Annotated in this window: 20 protein-coding genes; 19 read left to right on the forward strand and 1 reads right to left on the reverse strand. The window is 40.8% G+C overall.

Features of this window, described 5'->3' with window-relative positions; translation table 11 throughout:
* Positions 1-60: 60 nt before the first annotated feature.
* On the forward strand, positions 61-2,358 hold the full coding sequence (gene pulA / locus LPB220_RS04835; RefSeq protein WP_150905873.1) for a type I pullulanase: 2,298 nt from the start codon (positions 61-63) through the stop codon (positions 2,356-2,358).
* 54 nt (positions 2,359-2,412) lie between these two features.
* On the opposite strand, the gene LPB220_RS04840 is transcribed toward pulA, so the two are convergent.
* Positions 2,413-4,572 (reverse strand): LTA synthase family protein, encoded by a 2,160-nt coding sequence (locus LPB220_RS04840; protein WP_045759328.1) that lies wholly within the window; start codon positions 4,570-4,572, stop codon positions 2,413-2,415.
* A gap of 230 nt (positions 4,573-4,802) precedes the next feature.
* Between LPB220_RS04840 and LPB220_RS04845 the strand changes: the two genes are divergently transcribed.
* The 18 genes from LPB220_RS04845 to LPB220_RS04930 all read left to right on the forward strand — a co-directional run bounded on the left by LPB220_RS04845 (position 4,803) and on the right by LPB220_RS04930 (position 22,913).
* On the forward strand, positions 4,803-5,966 hold the full coding sequence (locus tag LPB220_RS04845) for a class I SAM-dependent rRNA methyltransferase (RefSeq protein ID WP_150905875.1): 1,164 nt from the start codon (positions 4,803-4,805) through the stop codon (positions 5,964-5,966).
* Positions 5,963-6,640, forward strand: a complete 678-nt coding sequence (aroD, locus tag LPB220_RS04850; RefSeq protein WP_003014374.1) for a type I 3-dehydroquinate dehydratase — start codon at positions 5,963-5,965, stop codon at positions 6,638-6,640. Before LPB220_RS04845 ends, aroD begins: the two co-directional genes overlap by 4 nt.
* On the forward strand, positions 6,630-7,502 hold the full coding sequence (gene aroE, locus LPB220_RS04855; RefSeq protein WP_150905877.1) for a shikimate dehydrogenase: 873 nt from the start codon (positions 6,630-6,632) through the stop codon (positions 7,500-7,502). The genes aroD and aroE overlap by 11 nt, the downstream gene beginning before the upstream one ends.
* A 162-nt stretch (positions 7,503-7,664) precedes the next feature.
* Complete coding sequence (gene aroB / locus LPB220_RS04860) at positions 7,665-8,738, forward strand: 3-dehydroquinate synthase (RefSeq protein WP_150905879.1); 1,074 nt, start codon at positions 7,665-7,667, stop codon at positions 8,736-8,738.
* A gap of 6 nt (positions 8,739-8,744) precedes the next feature.
* A complete protein-coding gene (gene aroC / locus LPB220_RS04865; protein WP_150905881.1) occupies positions 8,745-9,911 on the forward strand; it encodes a chorismate synthase in 1,167 nt (388 codons plus the stop codon).
* 16 nt (positions 9,912-9,927) lie between these two features.
* Positions 9,928-11,034: a prephenate dehydrogenase gene (locus tag LPB220_RS04870; protein WP_150905883.1), complete on the forward strand. Its 1,107-nt coding sequence runs from the start codon at positions 9,928-9,930 to the stop codon at positions 11,032-11,034.
* Between the two features lie 100 nt (positions 11,035-11,134).
* Complete coding sequence (locus tag LPB220_RS04875; protein ID WP_003014453.1) at positions 11,135-11,473, forward strand: YlbF/YmcA family competence regulator; 339 nt, start codon at positions 11,135-11,137, stop codon at positions 11,471-11,473.
* A 172-nt stretch (positions 11,474-11,645) separates the two neighbouring features.
* Positions 11,646-12,929 (forward strand): 3-phosphoshikimate 1-carboxyvinyltransferase, encoded by a 1,284-nt coding sequence (gene aroA, locus LPB220_RS04880; RefSeq protein ID WP_150905886.1) that lies wholly within the window; start codon positions 11,646-11,648, stop codon positions 12,927-12,929.
* Positions 12,922-13,407, forward strand: a complete 486-nt coding sequence (locus LPB220_RS04885) for a shikimate kinase (protein ID WP_150905889.1) — start codon at positions 12,922-12,924, stop codon at positions 13,405-13,407. Before aroA ends, LPB220_RS04885 begins: the two co-directional genes overlap by 8 nt.
* On the forward strand, positions 13,398-14,252 hold the full coding sequence (pheA, locus tag LPB220_RS04890; protein ID WP_150905893.1) for a prephenate dehydratase: 855 nt from the start codon (positions 13,398-13,400) through the stop codon (positions 14,250-14,252). Before LPB220_RS04885 ends, pheA begins: the two co-directional genes overlap by 10 nt.
* Positions 14,249-15,562 carry an LCP family protein gene (locus tag LPB220_RS04895; RefSeq protein ID WP_150905896.1) on the forward strand — a complete coding sequence of 438 codons (1,314 nt, stop codon included), beginning with the start codon at positions 14,249-14,251 and terminating at the stop codon, positions 15,560-15,562. The genes pheA and LPB220_RS04895 overlap by 4 nt, the downstream gene beginning before the upstream one ends.
* 62 nt (positions 15,563-15,624) lie before the next feature.
* On the forward strand, positions 15,625-16,980 hold the full coding sequence (rlmD, locus tag LPB220_RS04900; protein WP_150905898.1) for a 23S rRNA (uracil(1939)-C(5))-methyltransferase RlmD: 1,356 nt from the start codon (positions 15,625-15,627) through the stop codon (positions 16,978-16,980).
* Positions 16,981-17,115: 135 nt separating this feature from the next.
* Complete coding sequence (locus tag LPB220_RS04905; RefSeq protein ID WP_150905900.1) at positions 17,116-17,745, forward strand: TetR/AcrR family transcriptional regulator; 630 nt, start codon at positions 17,116-17,118, stop codon at positions 17,743-17,745.
* 279 nt (positions 17,746-18,024) lie between these two features.
* Positions 18,025-18,765, forward strand: coding sequence for an ABC transporter permease (locus tag LPB220_RS04910; RefSeq protein ID WP_150905902.1), 741 nt, complete (start codon positions 18,025-18,027; stop codon positions 18,763-18,765).
* Between the two features lie 134 nt (positions 18,766-18,899).
* Positions 18,900-19,637, forward strand: a complete 738-nt coding sequence (locus LPB220_RS04915; RefSeq protein WP_150905904.1) for an ABC transporter ATP-binding protein — start codon at positions 18,900-18,902, stop codon at positions 19,635-19,637.
* 2 nt (positions 19,638-19,639) lie between these two features.
* A complete protein-coding gene (locus tag LPB220_RS04920) occupies positions 19,640-21,322 on the forward strand; it encodes an ABC transporter ATP-binding protein (RefSeq protein ID WP_150905906.1) in 1,683 nt (560 codons plus the stop codon).
* Positions 21,323-21,580: 258 nt separating this feature from the next.
* A complete protein-coding gene (locus tag LPB220_RS04925) occupies positions 21,581-22,333 on the forward strand; it encodes a CPBP family intramembrane glutamic endopeptidase (protein WP_150905908.1) in 753 nt (250 codons plus the stop codon).
* A gap of 88 nt (positions 22,334-22,421) precedes the next feature.
* A complete protein-coding gene (locus tag LPB220_RS04930; RefSeq protein ID WP_150905910.1) occupies positions 22,422-22,913 on the forward strand; it encodes a phosphoribosylanthranilate isomerase in 492 nt (163 codons plus the stop codon).
* The last annotated feature ends 69 nt before the right edge of the window (positions 22,914-22,982 follow it).

Here is a 22,982-nt window from a genome sequence, read left to right on the forward strand (position 1 = left end):
ATGTACGTGTTTTACAAGCGGATGGTTCCTTCGGTATTAAATTGGAAATAGGAAAATGTTATGCGACAATACCATGTAAAGCTTCATTTTCATAAGCAAAAAGGAAATTATTTTGCCTATGATATGTGGCAGTGGCAGGATCAAGTAGAAGGAAAATCAGTCTCTTTCTCCAAGTTGGATTATTTTGGAGTAGAGGGAAATCTGGTATACGAGAGTGAGGATACCTTGAACCGGGGCCATGTCCTGGTTAAAGAAGGGGATTGGCTCACTAAGACCCGGGACTTTGAAATCGAACTTTTACCAGAAGGGCATGTTCGAGAAGTGTGGATTCTTGATGGAGACGATACAGTCTATTATTCTTTGCAAGCTGCTTTGACGAGTCATGCATACAGCCATCGTCAGCCTCATGCCTATGACATGGCGATGCGCCCTAGAGAGTTTGATGCTAAATGGGCGTATCAAGGATGGCTCGGTCATCGGGAGGAAGAAGGGGAGCATTGCTTTAAACTATGGGCTCCTACTGCCAAGAAAGTTGAATTGTTGCTTTATCAATCAACCGAGCTGGATGCGCCTATCTGGAAGAGCATGCCGATGACACGTGGCAAACAAGAGTCTAGCTACCACCCAGAAAATACTCAAGGTGTTTGGATTTTAGATTTTTTAGGAAATTTAAGTGGCATGGCTTATCAATATCGTGTCCATTTTGAACACCATACTCAAGTGACGCGCGATCCTTATAGTATTGCAACGACAGCGGACGGGATGCGCTCTGCCATTCTTTCAAGAGCAGATCGTCAGTTTGATTGGGGTCCTAAAAAAGGAGCCGATGCGACTCCTTGGCGTTTGGACAATCCTTGTCAAGCAGTGATTTATGAGATGCACCTTCGGGATTTGACCAAGTCACCGACATCAGGTGTAGACGAAGTCCTGCGTGGAACCTATCTGGGGGCTTGCCAAGAAGGAACCGTCAATAGCCATGGCGATGCAACTGCCTTTGATTATATCCGTCAGTTAGGGGTCAATGTCGTGCAACTGCAGCCCATCTCTGATCGCTTTAAACAGTACGACGATGAAGGCCAGGTGACCTACAATTGGGGCTACGACGTTCAGAATTATTCTGCACCAGAAACTAGCTTTTCAACGGATCCATCCAATCCGAAACAAACCATGAAAGAGCTCAAAACCATGATCCGGGCTTATCATGAGGCAGGAATTTCTGTGGTCTTGGATGTGGTCTACAATCATATCTATTCGACCGAACATGGTCCTTTCCAAAATACAGTGCCCGATTATTATTACCGGATGGAGCCAGATGGTCGCTTCCAAAATGGGACAGGTGTTGGGAATGAAACGGCTAGTGAGAATGAAATGTACCGCAAGTACATGATTGATTCCCTCACGCATTGGGTCAAAGAGTACCAGATCGATGGCTTCCGCTTTGATTTGATGGGGATTCACGATGTAAGGACGATGAATGTTATTCGGGAGGCAATGGACGCTCTGGATCCTCGGATTCTTCTTTACGGAGAAGGTTGGGACATGGGAACAGGTCTCGCCCCAGAGGACAAGGCTAAGAAGGACAATGCAGCGCAATTGCCAAGAATTGGATTCTTTAATGATACGGAGCGCGATGCCATTAAAGGGGCTGAGGTTTATGGTTCCATCAAACGTGGCTTTGTCAGCCGAAAATCGACGGAGAATATCGTTGCCCGTGCTGTTCTAGGTAGTGCAGAGCTTGGCAATTATTTAAGTCCCAATCAGGTCTTGAATTATGTGGAGGCTCATGATAATTATAATCTCTATGACTTGCTTCAGACCCTTCATCCGAATGTAGAAGTAGCAGGATTGGTCAAGCGCTCAGAGTTGGCTACGGCCATGAATCTGCTCTTTCAGGGCATGGCCTTCATGCAATTGGGTCAAGAGTTTATGCGGACCAAATTGGTAGCGACAGGTCCTGATGGAGAAATCACACCTTTGGATCGTGAACGGGCCATGAATTCCTACAATGCTCCAGATTTTGTGAATCAGGTCAACTGGGATCTGGTCAGTCAGAACAAGGAATCAATTGCCTATATCCGAAGCTTGATCGCCTTGAAGACAAGTCTTCCTGTCTTAGGGCTTGAAAGCTATGATAAAATCTACCAACAAGTCTTTATTCAATCTGCAACTGATACCAGTGGCCTTGTCATCTATGAATTAACAGGAGACAAGAAGTACTTGGTCATCTTCAACGCCAGCGGACTTCCTTACTACCTCCAAAATTCAAATAAATTGAAATTGATGGCTGGGAATAGTCGTCATAAACGACCATTCTACGTGGAGAATTTAACAGCTTCTGTTTTTGAAGTCCTAGACTAAGTTCTTTTTAAAGAAATCATAAAATCCCTGAGTTTTTAAACTCAGGGATTCTTTTTATTTAGAAGAACTGCTACTGGTCTCTGTTGAGGAAGAACTATCGTCTTCTGGGTGCAATTCTTTATAAGTTGGTGCTTTGAAGAGATCAACGGTGGACTGGTTGCCACGTTGGTTATAAAGGCTGGTTGATTTGTCACCTTTTTCCTTTTCAATCTTCTTCAATGCCTTGAAGGAATTGGTGTAGGAATAATCATCTGGATTGACTTTTCCAAGATCATTGCCCTTGAAGAAGCGAAGGAGATCACCGGTCTGGATGCTATCGCTAATCTTCAATTGCAGGTTAGCAGCTTCCCTGATCTTGTCCAGTTCTTCCTTGGTTTTTTCGTCTGGGTTCGTGATTTCCTCACCTGTTTTGGTGTAATAGGTCCGGCCACTATAGCTCGTATACTCTGGAGTAACAAAGTAGTTAGCGGAGCGGAAGGCGACGATTTGATCATGTTCTGGAGAGAGCATATCTTGACCAACTTGGAGGAATTTGTTGGATTCAATACCTAACAAATGTTCCAAGGTTGGGAGCATATCAATTTCGCCACCATAGGTATCAATGATGCCACCCTTATCCATACCTGGAATGACTACCATATAAGGTACGCGTTGCAACATGGCATTGTCATAGCTTGACCACGTTTCAGAGTTCTTACCAAGTAGAGGAGCAAGAGCTGGGTTGCGGGAGTTTGAAATTCCGTAGTGGTCCCCATAGAGAACGATGATGGAATTTTTGTAAAGACCAGATTCTTTCAGGTAATCAAAGAAGGCCTTGATCGAAGAATCTAGGTAGTTAGCGGTCGCAAAGTAGCCATTGATGGTTTCGTCCTGTGTTTTAGCTAGTGGGAATCCAAGATCATCTCCCGACAAGCTGGTCGTATAAGGATAGTGGTTTGAAACCGTAATGAACTTCGTATAGAAAGGCTGTTGCAATCTTTCAAGGTATTTAATGGAATCCTTGAGCATGTATTTGTCATTAAGACCATACTGGAAGGAATTGCTGCTGTTTTGTTTGGTGAAGTAGCTAGCATCAAAGAAGTAATTGTAGCCCCATTGTTTATAGGCGGTATTTCGGTTCCAGAAACTTCCAGCATTCCCGTGGAAAACAGCACTCGAGTTGTAACCATTTTTTGAAAGAATAAATGGTGCAGCCTGTTGGGTATTGGTTCCACCATAGTTCACCATAAAGGAACCTTGGTTGAGTCCGAAGAGGCCTGTTTCAATCATGGTCTCAGCATCGGACGTTTTCCCTGCCTTGACTTGGTTAAAGACGTTTGAAAAGGCAAAGGTTTCCTTCGAGTGGTAAAGTGAATTTAAGAAAGGTGTCACTTCATATTCTTTATCGTCTACTTTCAACTTGTAATCGATCAAGAATTGTTGGAAACTTTCCAAGTGAATGTAGATGACGTTACGGCCTTTTGCCATTCCAAAGTACTCAGGATTGGGCTTGGCATAATGCTGTTGGATATATTCTTCTACCGGCTTTAGATCTGCTTCGGACGCTTTGGAACGTTCTTTGTTGGCAGCATAGGTCTGATTAGCACTGTAACCTAGAAAGGCTGGTAAGCCTAGGGCACGAACGACATAGTAGTTTGAGAACCCACGAGTCAAGAGCTCAGGTCGGTCAATTTCTGCGAGGAAAAGGTTAGCCGAAAAGAGCATAGCTGATAAAGAGGTAACCGCAAAACTAGCTCGTTTATTGAAGGGACGATTGTCCATTCGAATCCATTTCTTAAAGAAGAAGAAAGCTAGAATAGGGAAATCTAGAATGTAGATCACATCCCAAGGTCGGAACAATTCTAAAGCAGCAGCTCCGAGACCGGCAGAAACCTTGCTGGAAGCCAACATGGTATTGACCGTTACGAAGTCTGTAAACTCTCGATAATAGATGGAGTTGGAAATCAACCAAATAAATAAGAGAAGGTAGATCCCAAAGGCCAAACTATAAAAGAGCTTGGTTCGTTTGATATAAAGTGCAAGACCAATGAAGAGCAGACTGATCGGCAATGGGTTGATCACTGCTAGAAAAATCTGATACGGTCCCTGAATGTCTAAATTAAAATCAACTGAATAGGCCCACATGGTTTTGAACCAGTAGAGCAACAGAAGGGTCAAGACAAATCCTAGTCTGGTACTCATGAAATTGAGTATCGAATTCGTAATTTTTTTCACAAAATGTTACTTCCTTGTCTTATTTCCTAAAAATTTTCATATACAAGTATACCACAATTTTATGGAGAAAGAAAAAAATGACTGTAAAGGAGAGGAAAGAAATAGGAAAGATCCGGCATTTTATATCATTTGAAGCTAAATGATGAAAGCTAGGATAAAACGGTAAAAAAAGTTCCAGTAAATAAAGCCTCTCTTTGTGAAAACTGCAGACTTTTGCTATAATAGAGGATATGAAAAAACTCACAGTCAGTCGCCAAGTCGCAACAAAAATCAAACAAGGACAATCCCTTCTTGAAAAGCAAGATTTTGACTCACTTCCCGCTTTGGATCAAGCGGTTCAATTGCTTTCAGGAGATGGACAATCCCTCGGGGTCGGATACTTATCTGAACAAAATAAAGGGATTGGATGGTTTGTTTCACAAGAGTTGGTCGCTTTTGATCAAGACTTTTTTAAAAAGCTTTTCATCAAAGCCAAGCAATACCGTCGTTCTTATTATGCGGATGAAACGACGACAGCCTTTCGTCTTTTTAACCAAGAGGGAGATGGTTTTGGTGGCTTCACGGTTGACTTGTATGGTGAGTTTGTTGTCTTTTCTTGGTACAATCCCTTCGTATTTCAGATCAAGGAAACCATTCTAGCGGCCTTTCAAGAAGCTTTTTCAGAAGTCCGAGGTGGCTATGAAAAGATTCGCTTTAAAGGCTTGGACTATGAATCGGCTCATGTCTATGGAGAAGAAGCTCCGCAAGAATTTTTGATTCTTGAAAATGGGGTCTCTTACCAAGTCTTTCTCAATGATGGCTTGATGACGGGGATTTTTTTGGATCAGCATGAAGTTCGAGGTAGCTTGGTAGAGGGCTTAGCAGCTGGCAAGTCCTTGCTCAATATGTTCTCCTATACGGCGGCCTTCTCTGTGGCTGCGGCAATGGGTGGAGCAGTTGAGACAACATCGGTCGATCTGGCTAAGAGAAGTAGAGAACTATCAGAAGCGCATTTTGTGGCAAATGGCTTGGCGTTGGATGCTCATCGTTTTGTCGTGATGGATGTCTTTGACTATTACAAATATGCCAAACGCCATGACCTAAGCTATGATGTGATCGTGCTTGATCCGCCTAGCTTTGCGCGGAATAAAAAACGGACATTTTCAGTCGCTAAAGATTACCATCGATTGGTCAGCGAGGCACTCGAGATTTTAAATCCAGGTGGGATCTTGATTCTCAGTACCAATGCGGCAAATGTGAACAAAGAAAAATTTAAAAAACAAATCGAAAAGGGATTTCAAGGCCGTAAGCATCGCTATCTAGCGGAATACGGACTTCCGGGAGATTTTCGATGGAACAAGAAAGAAGAAAGTAGTAATTACTTAAAAGTATTTACGATTAGGGTGGATGTATGAAATTAGTTGTTTCGATTATGCCTCGCTCCTTAGAAGAGGCGCAACAACTAGATAGTTCGCGTTACGAGGATGCAGATGTTATTGAGTGGCGTGCGGACTTTTTAGAAAAAAGCGAGATCTTAACCGTTGCTCCTGCAGTTTTTGAGAAATTTGCTGGACGCGAGATTTTATTCACCTTGCGGACTCGAGCTGAAGGTGGAGAGATGGAGCTGACTAATGAAGAATATGTTGGAATCCTGAAAGATATTCAATCCATCTATCATCCGGATTATATCGATTTCGAGTATTATAGTCACCGTGAAGTCTTTGAAGAGATGTTGGAATTTTCAAATCTTGTTCTCAGCTACCATAACTTCCAAGAAACTCCGGAAAATATGATGGAGATCTTATCGGAATTGACCAGCTTTTCTCCAAAATTAGTCAAAGTATCTGTCATGGCCCACAATGAACAAGATGTTCTTGACTTGATGAATTATACGCGTGGTTTCAAGACACTGAACCCTGAGCAAGAATATGTAACCATTTCCATGGGCAAGGTCGGGAAGATTTCGCGCTTGACAGCTGATTTGACAGGTTCTTCCTGGTCTTATGCTAGAGTCGGAGATGAAAGTGCCCCAGGTCAAATTCCTCTTGAAAATATGAGAAGAATTCGGGAGTTATTAAATGAAGATTGACGGATATACTCGGATGGCAGCGGTCATTGCCCATCCGATTCGTCATAGTATCTCTCCTTTCATTCATAATCTAGCCTATGAATTAACAGCGACCAATGCTGCTTATCTAGCTTGGGATATTGCTGAAGAAGACTTAGAAAGCACCATCAGCCAAATTCGTAAGTTAGATATGATTGGGGCCAATATCTCCATGCCCTATAAGCAGAAGGTCTTTCCTTATCTAGATGAAGTGGATGAGATGGCCCGAAAGATCGGTTCTGTCAATACCATTGTTCACCGTGATGGCAAGCTTAAAGGCTATAATACGGATGGAATTGGTTTCTTTCGTAGTTTACCTCCTGCTTTCTCTATTAAGGGAAAAACAATGGTTCTCTTAGGTGCAGGTGGTGCAGCTTTAGCGATTATTGCACAGGCGATTCATCTAGGTGTGAAACGTATCCTTGTCTTTGTGAGAGAGGAAAGATTGGTTCATTATCGTTCAATAGTTCAGTTGGTTGAAGAAGGCTTTGATTTCTTGATAGAATTGTATGCGATTGAGAAAGATGAAGATGTTCAAAACTCTTTTCATCAAGCTGATCTCATCTTAAATGCCACTGGTGTTGGAATGGATGGTCAGTCTCTTCCAATAGAGAGTCACTTGACCTTTCCCCCACATGCCTTAATCGTAGAGATGGCCTACTATCCGGCAGTGACCCCCTTTCTGCAATTAGCAGTGAATCAAGGAAACCAGAGGGTAAATGGGCTGGGAATGCTCTTTTATCAAGCTGAAGCAGCCTTTGAATTAATGACTGGGAAAGTATTTCCTACAGAGTCTGTATGGGAAGCATTGACAACAGAATATCGCCAATTTGTATGTGACTAAGAGAGGGTTTTACATTTTCCTATTGAAAAAGCTTTATGAGATTAGAACAGGAACTGATTTTTTAAAAAACAGTCTTGCTCTAGTCTCTTTTTCATTTTGATTGAGACATGTGCCCTATTTCATGATAAGATAGAATCAAAGAAAAACGTGAAGGAGATTCCTATGAACGTATCGGTACCTATTCCAGGACATTCCTATGATATTGTGATTGAAAGAGGTGGTCTCAACCAGGTTGGAGACTGGTTGCGCACTCTTTGGGGCGATAAAAAAGTCGCTATCATTTCCGATAACCGCGTGGCTAAGCTATATGCCTCAATCGTAGAGAAGAGCCTTGAGAAAGCTGGTTTTCAAGTGGTGCGCTTTGAGTTTCTTCAAGGGGAAGCTAGTAAGAATCTAACCACTGTTTCAAAAGTTTATGAATTTCTAGCTACCCATGGTATGACGCGCAGTGATGGAATCGTCGCTCTTGGGGGTGGCGTAGTTGGTGATTTGGCTGGTTTTGCTGCCTCAACCTATATGCGGGGAATTTCCTTTGTTCAGATCCCAACTAGCTTGACCGCACAGGTGGATTCTTCTATCGGGGGAAAGACGGGAGTCAATACAGCACTTGCCAAAAACATGGTAGGGACCTTTGCTCAACCAGATGGTGTGTTTATTGATCCTGAAGTGTTGAGCACGTTGGGGCAACGTGAATTGATCGAGGGGATGGGCGAAGTCATCAAGTACGGCCTCATCCAAGATACGGAACTCTGGGAAGAATTGGAAGCCATGGATGGTTCTGTCCAGAGTATTTTAGAGCATGCAGAGAGCATCATTTCTCATTCTTGCTTGGTGAAGCGAGACCATGTTGTGGCAGATGAGCTGGACAATGGTATTCGACTGTATCTCAATTTTGGTCATACGATCGGGCATGCCATTGAAGCGACAGCTGGTTATGGACAGGTTATGCATGGGGAAGCCGTTAGTATAGGCATGGTGCAGCTGTCCCGAGTTGCAGAAGAAAAGGGCCTGATGCCAAAGGGAATCGCTAAAAAAATCGAAGAAATGTGCCGGAAATTTGGCCTTCCTGTGACCTATGAGAACTGGGATAAAGAAGCCCTTTATCAAGCCTTGACCCATGACAAAAAGGCACGTGGGACGAACTTGAAATTAGTCATTGTTCCAGAGTTGGGGCAAGCAGCGATTCATCAAATCCCTCTTCAAGAAATGAAGGACTTTTTAGAAAGAAAGGAATAAGGTCGTATGAGATATTTAACAGCAGGAGAGTCCCATGGGCCTCGACTAACAGCCATCATCGAGGGGGTTCCGGCAGGCCTTCCTTTATCTGAAGAGGATATTAATAAAGAGCTCAAACGTCGACAAGGTGGCTATGGTCGCGGTGCTCGGATGAAAATTGAGAGTGACCGGGTCGAGATCACATCAGGGGTCCGTCATGGCTTGACTATAGGAGGTCCGATTACTCTGAATGTGACCAATCTGGATCACCAAAAATGGCTGGAGATCATGAATGTAGCACCGGTAGAAGAGAAACAGAAAAATCTACGTAAGATCACCAAGCCACGTCCTGGTCATGCCGATCTAGTCGGAGGAATTAAGTATCGTTTTGATGATCTCCGAAATTCCTTAGAGCGTTCTTCTGCCCGTGAGACAACCATGCGTGTAGCCGTTGGTGCAGTTGCTAAACGGATTTTAGAAGAAATCGGCCTTGAAGTGGCCAGCCACATTGTGAATTTTGGGGGAATCGAGATTGCAATTCCCGAGAATCTAACTGTTTCAGAAATCAAGGAAAAGGCAGGTCAGTCGGAAGTTTCGATCGTGGTGCCAGAACAAGAAGAAGCCGTTAAGGCTTACATTGACCTAGTGAAAAAAGATGGGGATACCATCGGGGGAATTGTGGAAACCTTGGTTGGTGGTGTGCCTGTTGGACTAGGATCCTATGTGCAATGGGACAAGAAATTGGATGCCAAAATCGCTCAAGGAGTGGTCTCTATCAATGCCTTTAAGGGAGTGGAGTTTGGTCTTGGGTTCGACGCAGGTCGCCTAAAAGGTAGTCAAGTCATGGATGAAATCATCTGGTCTCAGGACACTGGCTATACCCGTCGCACCAATAATCTTGGAGGTTTTGAAGGGGGCATGACCAATGGTGAGCCCATTCTGGTTCGTGGCGTCATGAAGCCTATTCCGACCCTCTACAAACCTTTGATGAGTGTGGATATTGAAACCCATGAGCCTTATAAAGCAACAGTTGAGCGCAGCGATCCAACGGCTTTGCCAGCTGCAGGTGTGGTAATGGAAGCAGTGGTCGCAACAGTCCTTGCTACAGAAGTGCTTGAAAAATTCTCATCCGATAACTTGGAAGAATTGAAAGAAGCCGTTGCTAAGCACCGGGACTTTACGAAGAATTTTTAAGAGAAAGAGTTTTCCTTTGGAGAAGAAAGTTGTATATATTGCAGGCTTGGGCTTGATTGGTGCTTCACTTGCGCTTGGCATTAAGAGGGCCCACCCAAACGTGACTGTTCTTGGGTACAATCGTAGTGAAGCCTCTCGAACCATCGCCCTTGAAAGAGGAATGGTGGATCAGGTGACGGATGATTTCGCAGCCTTTGCCCCTTTAGCAGATATCATTATTTTAACCCTTCCCATCAAGCAAACCAAGTCTTACTTAGAAACCTTAGCTAGCTTGCATTTGAAAGACCGGGTATTGGTGACAGATGCAGGCTCTACCAAGGCAGAAATTGTCGCACAAGCTGAAAAAGTGTTTACAGATAAGGATGTACGCTTTGTGGGAGGACACCCTATGGCTGGTAGTCATAAGACAGGTGCTGCAGCAGCAGATGCCACTTTATTTGAGAACGCTTATTATATTTTTACCCCTTCCAGCTTGACGACAGGGGGTGCCATGGAAGAGTTGAAAGAGCTTCTGAGTGGATTGGGATCCCGCTTTATCGAAATCGATGCTGAGGAACACGATAGGATAACCTCTCAGATCAGTCATTTTCCTCATATTTTAGCTTCGACTCTGGTCGAGCAGGCCGTAGCTTATGGGGAAGAGCATGAAATGACCCGCCGTTTTGCAGCTGGTGGCTTTCGGGATATGACACGGATTGCGGAAAGTGAGCCGGGCATGTGGACCTCTATTCTCTTGTCCAACACTCAAGCGATATTAGAGCGGATTGCAGATTTCAAAGAGCGTTTGGATCAAGTGGCCGAGACCATTCAAGCAGATAACGAAGAGGCCATCTGGTCCTTTTTCCAAGAAGGGCGGAAGCACCGAAAAGAAATGCAAATCCATCAGCGTGCTGGACGCGATAGTGCCTATGATCTCTTTATCGATGTCCCCGATCAGGAAGGTGTGATCCTCGAAATCTTACAACTCTTACAAGGGATTTCCTTGGTTAATATTCATATCAATGAAGAGAATCGTGAAGATATCCACGGGATTTTGCAGCTGACCTTTAAAAATGCAGAGGATCAAGAGCGAGCTCAAACATTGATCAGCCAGGCGACGTCTTATACCGTCCTTGCTCGCTAGGTCTAAAGAAGGATTTGCGTCAAAATACCTGCTTCATTTTAGGAATATTGAAGGAAAAGCAGTATAATAGAAGTATCTTATCAGTAAAGGAGCCTAGAAAATGGCAAATATTTATGATGTAGCAAACGAACTCTCTCGGACCCTGCGAGACCTTCCTGAATATAAGGCTGTCGTAGAAAGCAAGCAAGCGATCGAAGCAAATCCAGAAGCGAAAACGCTGTTTGACGAATATGTCGCTTTCCAAAATCAACTGCAAGGCTTGATGCAATCCGGTCAACTTCCAACAGAAGCTGTGCAACAAGAAATGAAGGACTATATGGAAAAAATCCAAGCGAGTCCGATTGTGAATGAATTTTTCACCAAACAACAACAATTGTCTATTTATCTTGCAGATCTTGAAAAGATTATCTTTGAGCCGATTCAAGATTTATACAAATAGATATTTCTACCAGAGTTGTCATTTCGACTCTGGTATTTTCGTTCGTCAGTAGAAGAAAAGAGGCTCAAAAAAAGCTAGGAAACATTCGTTTTTTGTTCCAAATTTTTGATCAAAAATTGAATTCATGTCCTATTTATGATAGAATATGTGGAAAAGCACTCTGGAGATGGCAATGAAATTAAGAACCAATAGCAAGGGCCTCAGGGGCACCATTCGTGTCCCTGGTGACAAATCCATCAGTCACCGATCCATTATTTTTGGAAGTCTTGCAAAGGGCGAAACCAAGGTCTATGATATCTTGCGAGGCGAAGATGTGCTTTCTACCATCCAGGTGTTTCGAGACTTGGGAGTCTCCATCCAAGATGACGGGGATGTGATTCGGATTCAAGGAGTCGGCTTTCAAGGTCTTCAAGCTCCGACCGCTCCCCTTGATATGGGGAATTCAGGAACGTCTATTCGTTTGATCTCAGGTGTACTAGCAGGTCAGGATTTTGCTGTGACCATGGTTGGAGACGACAGCCTTTCCAAACGGCCCATGGATCGTGTCGCGATCCCACTGCGTCAGATGGGGGTAGAGATTGCTGGTCAGGGAGAGCGCGATTGCCCTCCTTTACATGAAAAAGGCACCCATCAGCTTCACCCCATTCATTACCGTTTGCCAGCGGCATCGGCCCAAGTCAAGTCTGCTCTTATTTTTGCGGCTTTACAGGCTGAGGGTGAATCGATGATTATCGAGAAGGAAAAGACCCGTGACCATACGGAAGATATGATCCGCCAATTTGGCGGAGAGATCCAGGTAGACGGAAAAATCATCCGCATCCAGGGCGGACAAGAGTTCCAAGGTCAAGAAGTCATCGTTCCTGGAGATATTTCCAGTGCAGCCTTTTGGTTAGTGGCTGGCCTCATTCTGCCAGATAGTATGATCAAGATTGAAAATGTTGGCATCAACCAAACGCGGATAGGGATTCTCGAAGTGATTCAAGAAATGGGGGGAGATCTCACTATTGAGGATCGTGATGAAAAAGCGGTCTCTGCGAGTCTCACTGTCAAGACTTCGTCCTTAAAAGGGATTCGGATTGATGGGGAGTTGATTCCACGCTTGATTGATGAATTGCCGATTATTGCTTTACTAGCGACACAAGCAAATGGTCAGACTGTGATTGCGGATGCTGAAGAGCTTCGTGTGAAAGAAACGGACCGTATCCAGGTCGTAGCAGATAGCCTCAATGCTATGGGAGCCACTGTCGTGCCAACGGAAGACGGCATGATCATCACTGGACCGACTCCTCTACATGGAGCAGAATTGGAGACCTTTGGAGATCATCGGATTGGGATGATGGCTACCATTGCTGCCTTATTGGTGAGAGATGGAGATGTGATGCTGGATCGGGCAGAGGCCATTAACACCAGTTACCCTAGTTTTTTTGAAGATTTGGAGACCTTACTGCATGGCTAAAATTTTACTTGGTTTTATGGGAACAGGTAAAACGACCGTTGGTCGCATTCTTGATCCAAAATTCCATGATATGGATGAATTAATTGTTGAAGAGATCGGTATGTCGATCAATGACTATTTCGCAGTGGAAGGAGAAGCAGCCTTTCGTCGTCGCGAGGCTGAAATGCTGGAGCGTTTATTGGAAAATGAAGCGGCTATTATTTCTCCTGGAGGCGGGATTGTGGTCAATCCTCATAACCGTGCACTCTTGGAAAAAAATCTTCACAACATTTATCTGCGGGTAGATTTTGAAACCTTGTACAGCCGCATTCAAAATGACAAAGCCATGCAACGTCCCCTCTTTTTAAACCACACCAAAGAAGAATTCAAGAAGATTTTTGAAGGACGTTTGCCTTTGTATGAGGATATTGCTACCCATATTGTGGATGTTGAGGACAAAACACCTGAAGAAATTGCGGAGATCATTCGATGCTTGTAGGCTATCTTGGTCCCAAGGGATCTTTTACCCATGATGTGGCGACACATAGCTTTCCAACTTCTGAACGCATTGCCTATCGGACGATCACAGATGTCATCAAGGCTTATGAGAATCAAGAGATCGATTTTGCGGTTGTCCCAGTTGAAAACTCGATTGAAGGCAGTGTCCATGAGACCCTTGATTACCTCTTTCACCAAGGGACCATCCAGGCCGTTGCAGAAGTGGTCTATCCCATCAAGCAACAGCTCTTGGTGGCTAAAAAAGACCGCCCCATTCGAACGGTCTATTCGCATCCACAGGCCTTGGCCCAAGGGAAGGCTTTTCTAAGGGCCCATTATCCAGATGCGGCTATGGAAATGACGGCTTCAACAGCCTATGCGGCTCGCTATGTGGCAGAGCATCCAGACCTGGAAATTGCAGCGATTGCGCCTCTAGCAGCAGCCAGTGAGTACGGCTTGGAAGTCCAGGCCAAAGACATCCAGGAAATTGAGGACAATTATACACGTTTTTGGATTTTAGGGGCCAAAGAGCCAGCGATCTCAGAAACTTTAAGTCCGGCCCTTCAAAAAGTTAGCTTGGCTTTGACCTTACCAAGTAACTTGGCAGGAGCCCTCTATAAAGGTTTGTCCACCTTTGCTTGGAGGGGGATCAATTTGACCAAGATTGAAAGTCGTCCCTTAAAAACAGCTTTAGGAGAATACTTTTTCATTATTGACCTCCTGAATGAAGCGCCTGATCTTCTGCAGTTTGCCTATCAAGAATTAGACAGTTTGGGCATTCAGACAAAAGTCTTGGGTCAGTATCAGGTCTATACCTTAAAAGATAACGGAATGGAGAAAAGATGAGTAACGAATCCAACTTTCTATCTCACCATGAGCGAAAGCGATTAGAGTACTTATACTCAAATTTTCATTATTTGAATGAACGAGAACAACTAGAATACAATTACCTGCTCAAGAAGAGCCAAGGAGCTTATGAGGAAGCAGAAGCCCTTCAACCTGAGGTAGACGCTACAGAAGAAGTGCAAGGAGAGATTGCTGAACCAATTGGGGATCTCCCTGTTTACCAATCACGTAGCAAAAAGTCTAAGAAGAAAGCAGTTGCTGCGACGAGCGATATACCTAAGAAACCACGGAAAAAGATCCGCGTCAAGCGGATTCTTAAGTGGCTTGCTCTCTTTTTCTTGCTCATTATCGGTGGCATGGTCTTCATGTTTGTGAAAGGCCTCAACAGCAAGCCGACAGGTCCAGATGCCAAACCGGCCGTCGTTGAAAAATTTAACGGCAAGAAGTCGCGAGATGGGGTCAATATCCTGATCTTGGGGACAGATGGTCGGATCGGTGAGAAATCGGAAGAGACCCGGACAGACTCCATCATGGTGGTCAATGTCAATAACAAAGAAGGCAAGATCAAGATGGTCAGCTTCATGCGGGATACATTGGTCCATATCGATGGTGTTAGCCAGCAAAAAATTCCAGAGTATGATGGCTACTACGACCAGAAGCTCAATACTGCCTTCACCATCGGGGAGCAAAATAACAACCAAGGAGCTGAATTGGTGCGTCAGATGCTTAAGGATAACTTTGACATTGACATCCAATATTACGCCATGGTCGATTTCAAGACCTTTGCGACAGCAATCGATACTCTCTTCCCAAATGGGGTCGAGATGAATGCGCAATTTTCAACGGTTGATGGCGAAAAGGTCGGTGAAGTAGAAGTTCCAGACGATTTGAACATGAAAGACGGTGTCGTTCCGCAGCAAACCATCAAGGTTGGAAAACAACGGATGGATGGCCGGACCCTTCTCAATTACTCGCGTTTCCGTAAGGATGATGAAGGAGACTTTGGTCGGACCCGTCGCCAACAAGAGGTCATGTCCGCTATCATGCATCAGATCAAGGATCCGACTAAACTCTTTACGGGATCAGAAGCCCTTGGGAAAGTTTTTGCCATGACGTCTACCAATGTTCCTTTCTCTTTCCTATTGACCAATGGACTTGGACTAGTCGGAAGTGCTGGAAAAGGAATTGAACGAGTAACCATCCCAGAAAATGGGGATTGGGTCGATGCCTACGATATGTACGGTGGTCAAGGATTGCTGGTTGATTTTGACGCTTATAAAAAGAAATTGTACCAAATGGGACTGAGATGATATAATAAGGGGATAGGAGTTTTGGACTCCACCCCTTTTAATTTGTAGAAAGATAGAAAACAATGTTAAAGAAAAATGAAATTGTAACGGTTGAGATTGTCGATTTGACCCATGAAGGAGCAGGAGTGGCTAAGGTCGATGGCCTGGTCTTTTTTGTGGAGAATGCCCTGCCAGGAGAAGTCATCCGCATGCGCGTGCTTAAGGTCAATAAGAAGATCGGCTACGGAAAAGTTGAAGAGTATATAGAGAAATCCCCTCACCGCAATGAAGAGCTAGACCTGGCTTACTTGCGAAGTGGTATTGCCGACTTAGGGCACCTGGCTTATCCGGAGCAGCTGAAATTCAAGGCCAAACAGGTCAAGGATAGCCTCTACAAGATGGCAGGAATCTCTGATATCGAAGTCCCCTTGACCTTGGGGATGGACCATCCTGTCCAGTATCGTAACAAGGCCCAGGTCCCTGTCCGTCGTGTCAATGGTCAGGTGGAGACAGGTTTCTTTCGAAAGAACTCTCATGATTTGATGCCGATCGAAGACTTCTATATCCAAGATCCAGTCATTGACCAAGTAGTCTTGGCACTTCGGGACTTGATTCGTCGATTTGACCTTAAGCCTTATGATGAAAAGGAACAATCAGGCTTGATTCGCAATCTGGTGGTCCGCCGAGGTCACCATTCAGGAGAAATCATGGTCATTTTGGTCACCACTCGTCCCAAGGTTTTCCGTGTGGACCAGTTGATCGAGCAGTTGATCAAGCAATTCCCAGCCATCAAATCCGTTATGCAAAATATCAACGACCAGAATACCAATGCTATTTTTGGGAAAGAATGGCGTACGCTTTATGGTCAGGATTACATTACCGATCAAATGTTGGGCAATAGCTTCCAAATCTCTGGGCCAGCCTTTTACCAGGTCAATACAGAAATGGCAGAAAAGCTCTATCAGACAGCTATTGACTTTGCGGATTTGAGAGCAGAGGATATCGTGATTGACGCCTACTCCGGAATTGGAACCATTGGCTTATCAGTTGCCAAGCATGTCAAGGAAGTCTATGGAGTTGAGGTCATCCCAGAAGCAGTGGAGAATAGCCAGAAGAATGCTAGTCTAAATGGCATCACCAATGCCCACTATGTCTGTGACACAGCTGAAAATGCTATGAAGAATTGGCTCAAGGAAGGCATCCAACCAACCGCCATCCTAGTTGACCCACCACGCAAGGGCTTGACCGAAAGCTTTATCAAAGCAAGTGCCCAAACAGGCGCTGATCGCATCGCCTATATCTCCTGTAACGTCGCCACCATGGCGCGTGATATCAAACTCTACCAAGAGTTGGGCTATGAATTGAAGAAAGTCCAGCCGGTGGATTTGTTTCCACAAACACATCACGTGGAGTGTGTTGCTTTGCTCGTAAAAGCCTAGAAACCTTTGAATGAAAGGGAATACGAAAAGCCTTGATTGTAAAGGCTTTTCATATTCCAATAAAGAACTTGACATTAATAGTTACTTCCACTACAATAGAACTACATACCATTGGTATGATAGAAAGGGACTAAAATGGCAAGGAATAGAAACTCACATGAAACTAGACAAAAAATACTAGAGGTCTCTAAAAATTTATTTTTAGAAAAAGGATTTGATAATACGTCAATACAAGATATCATAGATGGCTTAGGTGGATTAACAAAAGGTGTTATCTATCATCATTTTGAGTCCAAATATGATATACTGCAAACGATCATTAGCGAAAATAATCAAGAAATTTTAAATTATAATTGGAGAGGAAATTCTGGATTAGAAAAGATACAAAATTCTTTGATGGACTCTTTCTCTAATTTTGAACACCAAAGGCTCGTTTACTCTGCCTCAATCATGCTAAGAAGTCCTCGTTTGTTAGGAGAGCAGTATTTAGGTCTATTTTCTGATTTTTTACCCGAAATTAGAGAAAAAGTTTACGAAGGAGTTGAAGATGGGTCTATTAAAACAGAATATCCAGAAGAGCTAGCAGATTTAATTGTTTTAACTCTAAATATTTGGATTGGTTTTCAAATTTCCGTCTTTTCATTAGAAGAATTAAAGCGCAAAATGAATTTCATTAAACTTACTTTTGAAGGTCTAGGGGTACAGTTAATTTCTGATGAAATGATGGAGGTGATTTTCAACTTATTCGATCACTTAAAAAAATAGTAAATAAGTCGTCGCATGTCATTCTTGTTAATACTAATTTCTATTTACGTATTATCAATTAAATAAATTATCTTACATAATTTATAATTAAAAAATAACATACTTTAAGTGTGTTATTAAAAATATATTATACATACCGCAGGTATGTTTGTTTTTTTGGTATATACATACCGATAGTATGTATAGTGATATTGTCTGAAGAATAAGCTTATTTTTAAATATTTGTTGAGATTAGTCTGAATAGTTTATTCTTTATTTACGCTTTGGAGGAAAGAATCTATGTTGTCGCTTATTAAAATTGAATTAAATAAAGTTTCTAAATCTAAATTATTTTTAGCCTGGTTGTGTACTATATTTATAGTGTTAGGTATTACAGCAATCATTATTATGGGATTAGGTACTGACAATAAACTAGGAGAATTCACTGGACAGGATTCTAATGTTATTAGAATTACTGGTAAATGGGAAGGTTGGGCAATTGTAGCTTCATTGTTTTCATTTTTATTTACAAAAGCAGCATTTTTGATTTTCGAATCTTATTTATTGTCTACGATTATTATTGATGAATTTAAACGAAGTACAATTTTTCAGTTGTTTTCTTACCCTATTTCTAAAATAAAGTTACTATGGGGAAAAATTATTTCAGTCATTCTAGTAGCATTTATTGCCCATTTTTCTGCACATTTAGTGATTCAATTATTCATTAGATTCATGACTGTTGTCACTGAATCTAGTTATATCCCTCTAGCTAGTCAATTAATTAACTTAGCTGGAATAACGTTTGCGACAGTACTAATAGGGTTACTACCATTTGTTTTAGGTATGATTAAGCATTCAACAGCTATAACAATGCTTACAGGACTTGGTTTAGCAGCATTACTTTCAAATGTAAGTCCAGGAAGTTTATCTAATAATATTGCTGATAACTTATTCTTTTTGATATTTGCAAGTTTCATAAGCTTAATGATTACTTCATTTTCAATTTTTAATATTTCAAGACAAGATATTAGTATCAAATAGCATAGTTGAGTTCAATCGAAGGAAAGTTAAAATTCCTTGATGATTTCTATAAAAAAGAGACTGTATAAGTTGGTATTTATGCTTCGGAAAAAAATTTCTTGCATTTAAAGCTGGATATAGAAAGAGAGATAGAAATGAGAAATATTGTTGAAATAAAAGAAGTTTTTAAAACAATTGATAAAGAAGAAATTTTAAGTGGTATCAACCTTCAAATTGCTGAAGGAGAAATCTATGGGTTTTTAGGACCGAATGGTGCTGGAAAAACAACGTTAATGAAATGTATGTTATCCTTATCAACAATTACATCAGGTAGTATTGAAATTTTTGGGAAAAATCTACAAGAACACAGAGAAGAAATCCTTAGCCAGATTGGTAGTATTATTGAAACACCAATTTTTTATGATAATTGCACTGCAAAAGAAATTTTGGTAATTCATGCTCAGTATATGGGGAAAAATATTACTGAATCAGATGTATTAAGAGTCTTAAGAATGGTCGGATTAAAAAATACGACTAAAAAAGTAAAAGATTTTTCGTTAGGAATGAGGCAAAGGCTTGGGTTAGCTCGTGCCTTTCTAACAAAACCTAAATTGTTAATTTTAGATGAGCCAATCAATGGTTTAGATCCAATAGGAATTCAAGAAATTCGAAATCTTTTGTTGTCGCTTTCTAAGGAGCATGGAATTACAGTACTAATATCGAGTCATATATTATCGGAAATTTCACAGATAGCAGATAAGATTGGTTTTATCAAAAATGGAGAAATGGTAGAACAGGTTTCTATGAAAGAGATTAGGAGAAAGAATATTGACTTAGAAGAATATTTTATGTCACATTTTCTCAATGAAATTAAGAATTATGAGGTAGATTAAGGATGAAACAATTGATAAAGAACCATCAGAAGGCTTTTTATGCTTTCATGATATTTAATATACTGGTCCCTTTAACTAATATTGCTTTTGCTTATTCTATTAAAGGTATTATTGATAGTGGTATGTCCCAAAATGAAGATGCCTTAACTCAAGCGGTACTAATAGGGGCTACTGTTATTTTCATCTATGCAGGACTCAACTTTATATCTCTTCGATTGAAAAATAAACTTGTTAGGCAAATCATGTCAAGATATAAAAACAAGGTGTTCCAATCTATTTTAGATAGGGATTATAAAGACTTTTCTAAAGAAAAATCAGGGAAATTTATTTCTGTATTAACCGAAAATATGAAGAAAATTGAGCAAGATTATCTGCACCAGTATTTTAATATTTCAAAAAACCTTTCCTTAATGATTTTTTCACTCCTAGCTATGTTTATAGGTAATTGGTTTTTGACCTTATTAGTAATCATTGCTAGCATTATTCCAATGATGATATCAGGATTTATTGGACAAAAATCAGCCTCTCTACAAAATAGTGCTATGATTGCAGATCAGAAGTATTTAGCTAAGGTTAAAGATATTTTAGCAGGATTTCTGGTTATTAAAAGTTTTAATGTGAAAGAGGCTATCTGTGAGGATTATAGTCATGAAAGTGAAAAATTTGATGAAATAAATTTTATAAAAGGGAAATTTGATATTTTAGCTAATGTTATTTCACAGCTTTCAGGGATGATTGTTTTTTTGGTAGCTTTTGGTGGAGGGATGTATCTCGTATTTAATGGCTATACCACAATTGGAAGTGTGACAGCTATTGTTCAACTAGTCAATTTTGTAGTAATGCCACTAAATGAAATTGGTATGGGAATGAGTAAATTTCGTGAAGGGCAAGCAACACTTAATGCATTTGAGGTAAAAGATGTAACTGGACTTCAGACTGGTGAAACGAAAGAATATTTCGATGATGTTATTTCTTTTTCAAATATAGACTTTTCTTACCCTAATGCTGAAGAAAAAATTTTTAATCATTTATCTTTAAAGATTCAAAAAGGGGAAAAAATTGCAATTGTAGGAATGTCAGGGAGTGGGAAATCAACTTTGCTCAATCTATTACTGCGTTTTTACGATATAACAAGTGGGCACATCTCCATTGATAATATAGATTTGCAAGCTATTTCAGCAGAGAGCCTTTATAACTTAATGACTATTGTTCAACAAGATGTTTATATCTTTGATGATACTTTAAGAGCCAATATTACTCTTAATCAATCCTTTACTGATGAGGAAATAAAGCAAGCTGTACAGCAGTCAGGTTTAGAAAGTTATGTTTTAGAAAATGAATCTGGTCTACAGACTTTATGTGGAGAGAATGGCTCAAATCTATCTGGCGGACAAAAACAAAGACTTAGTATTGCGCGTGCCTTGATTCGAAAAACACCAATCTTATTATTGGACGAGGCAACCTCGTCTTTGGATAATCAAGTAACTACTGAAATTGAAAAGTCAATCTTGGATATTCAAGATTTAACTGCACTTGTAGTCACCCACAAGTTGAATGAGAACATTTTGAAAAGATATGATAGGATTCTCTTTATGAAAGCAGGCGTCATTGTTGAAGATGGTTCTTTTTGTGACTTGATGGATAGGAGAGGTGAGTTTTATAAGTTGTTTGAGTTGAGTGTGTAATTCTCTTTCGTTTTATAGTATAATTTTATAAAACAATCTATCACTTTCGTTCTGTAGTATAGATGTTTGCTAGCATCACACGTCGAGTGTGTAGCTTTGCTGGTAAAAGCCTAGAAACCTTGGAACGAAAGGGATACTGAAAAGCCTTGATTGTAAGGCTTTTTTTGCATTTTTGTGATAGAATATAGGTAGTTATAATCGAGAGCAACTAAGAAGCAGAAAATATTACATTTAAAATAATCAAGATATGGAGATGAAATGACAGAAATTGATAAAAGGAATTTAAAAAATTATCTTTATATTACATTTGGAATTACTTATATAACATGGGGGCTTCTCGCCATAATTACGCAATCTCATATTTTGGGATTAGAAACGATTATAGGGAGATCATTACATATAGTAGGTGCACTTGGACCAGCTATTGCAAGTGTCTTTTATTTGAAAAGGAATAATATAAAATTTCAACATTTTGTATTTAGTAAGAAAGAAAATAGTAGTATTTATTTCATTATTCATTTGTTAGCAATTTTGATACTATTTTCTTTATCTTCCTTAGAATTAAACGGAGTATCAATTTACCTGATGCCACTATTCTATATTCAATTAATCTTTTTTGGTGGTGGTCACGAAGAATTAGGATGGAGAGGCATACTACAACCCTTACTTGATAAAAAATATACTTATTGGAAATCTAATTTGATTGTAGGATTAATTTGGGGGATATGGCATCTGCCTTTATGGTTTATTGTTGGAGAAAGTCATCAAGGATTTCCTTTTATTTTATTTTTTATATATACGTTATTTTTAAGTTTTGTTTTAGGGCTTCTTTACCGTCAAACACAATCTGTGGGGTATTGTATTTTATTTCATGCGTTCGCAAATTTGTTAAATCTCTATTTTGTGTTGAAGATTAATCTTACTTTTATTATCATTTTTATTGCTTATTTAATTTATACAATATTGGCGAGTAATAGAATTAGTAAGGAAAAGAATTTGTATCCAAAATAACTGGCTATACTCTAGAAAATGAAGGTGATTTTGTTCAAGGTTATATAGTAGAAATAACGAAAATCTATATGAAAGGTTTAGAGTAAATATGAGTCTCTTATTTGAAGAATTTAAAACCATTTGTTTCCATTTAAATCGAGTCGGAATTACACCGACACTGATGGGCTCTTTGGGATTTGAGTTTAGAACGAAAGAAAATTGGGGGCCGTCTGACATTGACATTCATGTGCCTGGTGACCCTAGAGGTTGGGAAGCACCTGATCATCTCAGAATTTATGAATGGGACAAGATAATGAAAGTGATGAAAGACTTAGGCTACGTCTTAATAGATATTCATGAGCATGAATTCCAAAAGGATAGAGTGAGTGTTGAATTTGGAAGTATCGATTCCTTACTTGATTTTGCAGGAGTTTCGGAATCGGATATAGAGCTTATTCACATTGAAGGCATCGCTTTTCGTCTTCCAAGTCTGGAGCAGTATCTAAGTATTTACAAAGCTTCTTCTCAAGACTCATATCGAAATGATCACAATAACAATAAGGATTTTAAAAAGATCGAGTGGCTGGAAAGACATTTGTAAATTATCATATAAAAAGTAGTAAGTTGTAAGACTGGCTGCTATGTTATTTTTATTATCATTTTTATTGCT

Source organism: Streptococcus sp. LPB0220 (genome assembly GCF_008727815.1).
GTDB lineage: Bacteria > Bacillota > Bacilli > Lactobacillales > Streptococcaceae > Streptococcus.

What these genes read in the sequence shown, in the direction of transcription:
- aroC (WP_150905881.1), top strand. Translation starts at nt 8,745, where the DNA reads ATGAGATATTTAACAGCAGGAGAGTCCCATGGGCCTCGACTAACAGCC.
- LPB220_RS04925 (WP_150905908.1), top strand. Translation starts at nt 21,581, where the DNA reads ATGACAGAAATTGATAAAAGGAATTTAAAAAATTATCTTTATATTACA.
- rlmD (WP_150905898.1), top strand. Translation starts at nt 15,625, where the DNA reads ATGTTAAAGAAAAATGAAATTGTAACGGTTGAGATTGTCGATTTGACC.
- LPB220_RS04905 (WP_150905900.1), top strand. Translation starts at nt 17,116, where the DNA reads ATGGCAAGGAATAGAAACTCACATGAAACTAGACAAAAAATACTAGAG.
- LPB220_RS04895 (WP_150905896.1), top strand. Translation starts at nt 14,249, where the DNA reads ATGAGTAACGAATCCAACTTTCTATCTCACCATGAGCGAAAGCGATTA.
- LPB220_RS04915 (WP_150905904.1), top strand. Translation starts at nt 18,900, where the DNA reads ATGAGAAATATTGTTGAAATAAAAGAAGTTTTTAAAACAATTGATAAA.
- LPB220_RS04910 (WP_150905902.1), top strand. Translation starts at nt 18,025, where the DNA reads ATGTTGTCGCTTATTAAAATTGAATTAAATAAAGTTTCTAAATCTAAA.
- aroE (WP_150905877.1), top strand. Translation starts at nt 6,630, where the DNA reads ATGAAGATTGACGGATATACTCGGATGGCAGCGGTCATTGCCCATCCG.
- pulA (WP_150905873.1), top strand. Translation starts at nt 61, where the DNA reads ATGCGACAATACCATGTAAAGCTTCATTTTCATAAGCAAAAAGGAAAT.
- aroB (WP_150905879.1), top strand. Translation starts at nt 7,665, where the DNA reads ATGAACGTATCGGTACCTATTCCAGGACATTCCTATGATATTGTGATT.
- aroA (WP_150905886.1), top strand. Translation starts at nt 11,646, where the DNA reads ATGAAATTAAGAACCAATAGCAAGGGCCTCAGGGGCACCATTCGTGTC.
- LPB220_RS04920 (WP_150905906.1), top strand. Translation starts at nt 19,640, where the DNA reads ATGAAACAATTGATAAAGAACCATCAGAAGGCTTTTTATGCTTTCATG.
- LPB220_RS04875 (WP_003014453.1), top strand. Translation starts at nt 11,135, where the DNA reads ATGGCAAATATTTATGATGTAGCAAACGAACTCTCTCGGACCCTGCGA.
- LPB220_RS04845 (WP_150905875.1), top strand. Translation starts at nt 4,803, where the DNA reads ATGAAAAAACTCACAGTCAGTCGCCAAGTCGCAACAAAAATCAAACAA.
- LPB220_RS04930 (WP_150905910.1), top strand. Translation starts at nt 22,422, where the DNA reads ATGAGTCTCTTATTTGAAGAATTTAAAACCATTTGTTTCCATTTAAAT.
- aroD (WP_003014374.1), top strand. Translation starts at nt 5,963, where the DNA reads ATGAAATTAGTTGTTTCGATTATGCCTCGCTCCTTAGAAGAGGCGCAA.
- pheA (WP_150905893.1), top strand. Translation starts at nt 13,398, where the DNA reads ATGCTTGTAGGCTATCTTGGTCCCAAGGGATCTTTTACCCATGATGTG.
- LPB220_RS04885 (WP_150905889.1), top strand. Translation starts at nt 12,922, where the DNA reads ATGGCTAAAATTTTACTTGGTTTTATGGGAACAGGTAAAACGACCGTT.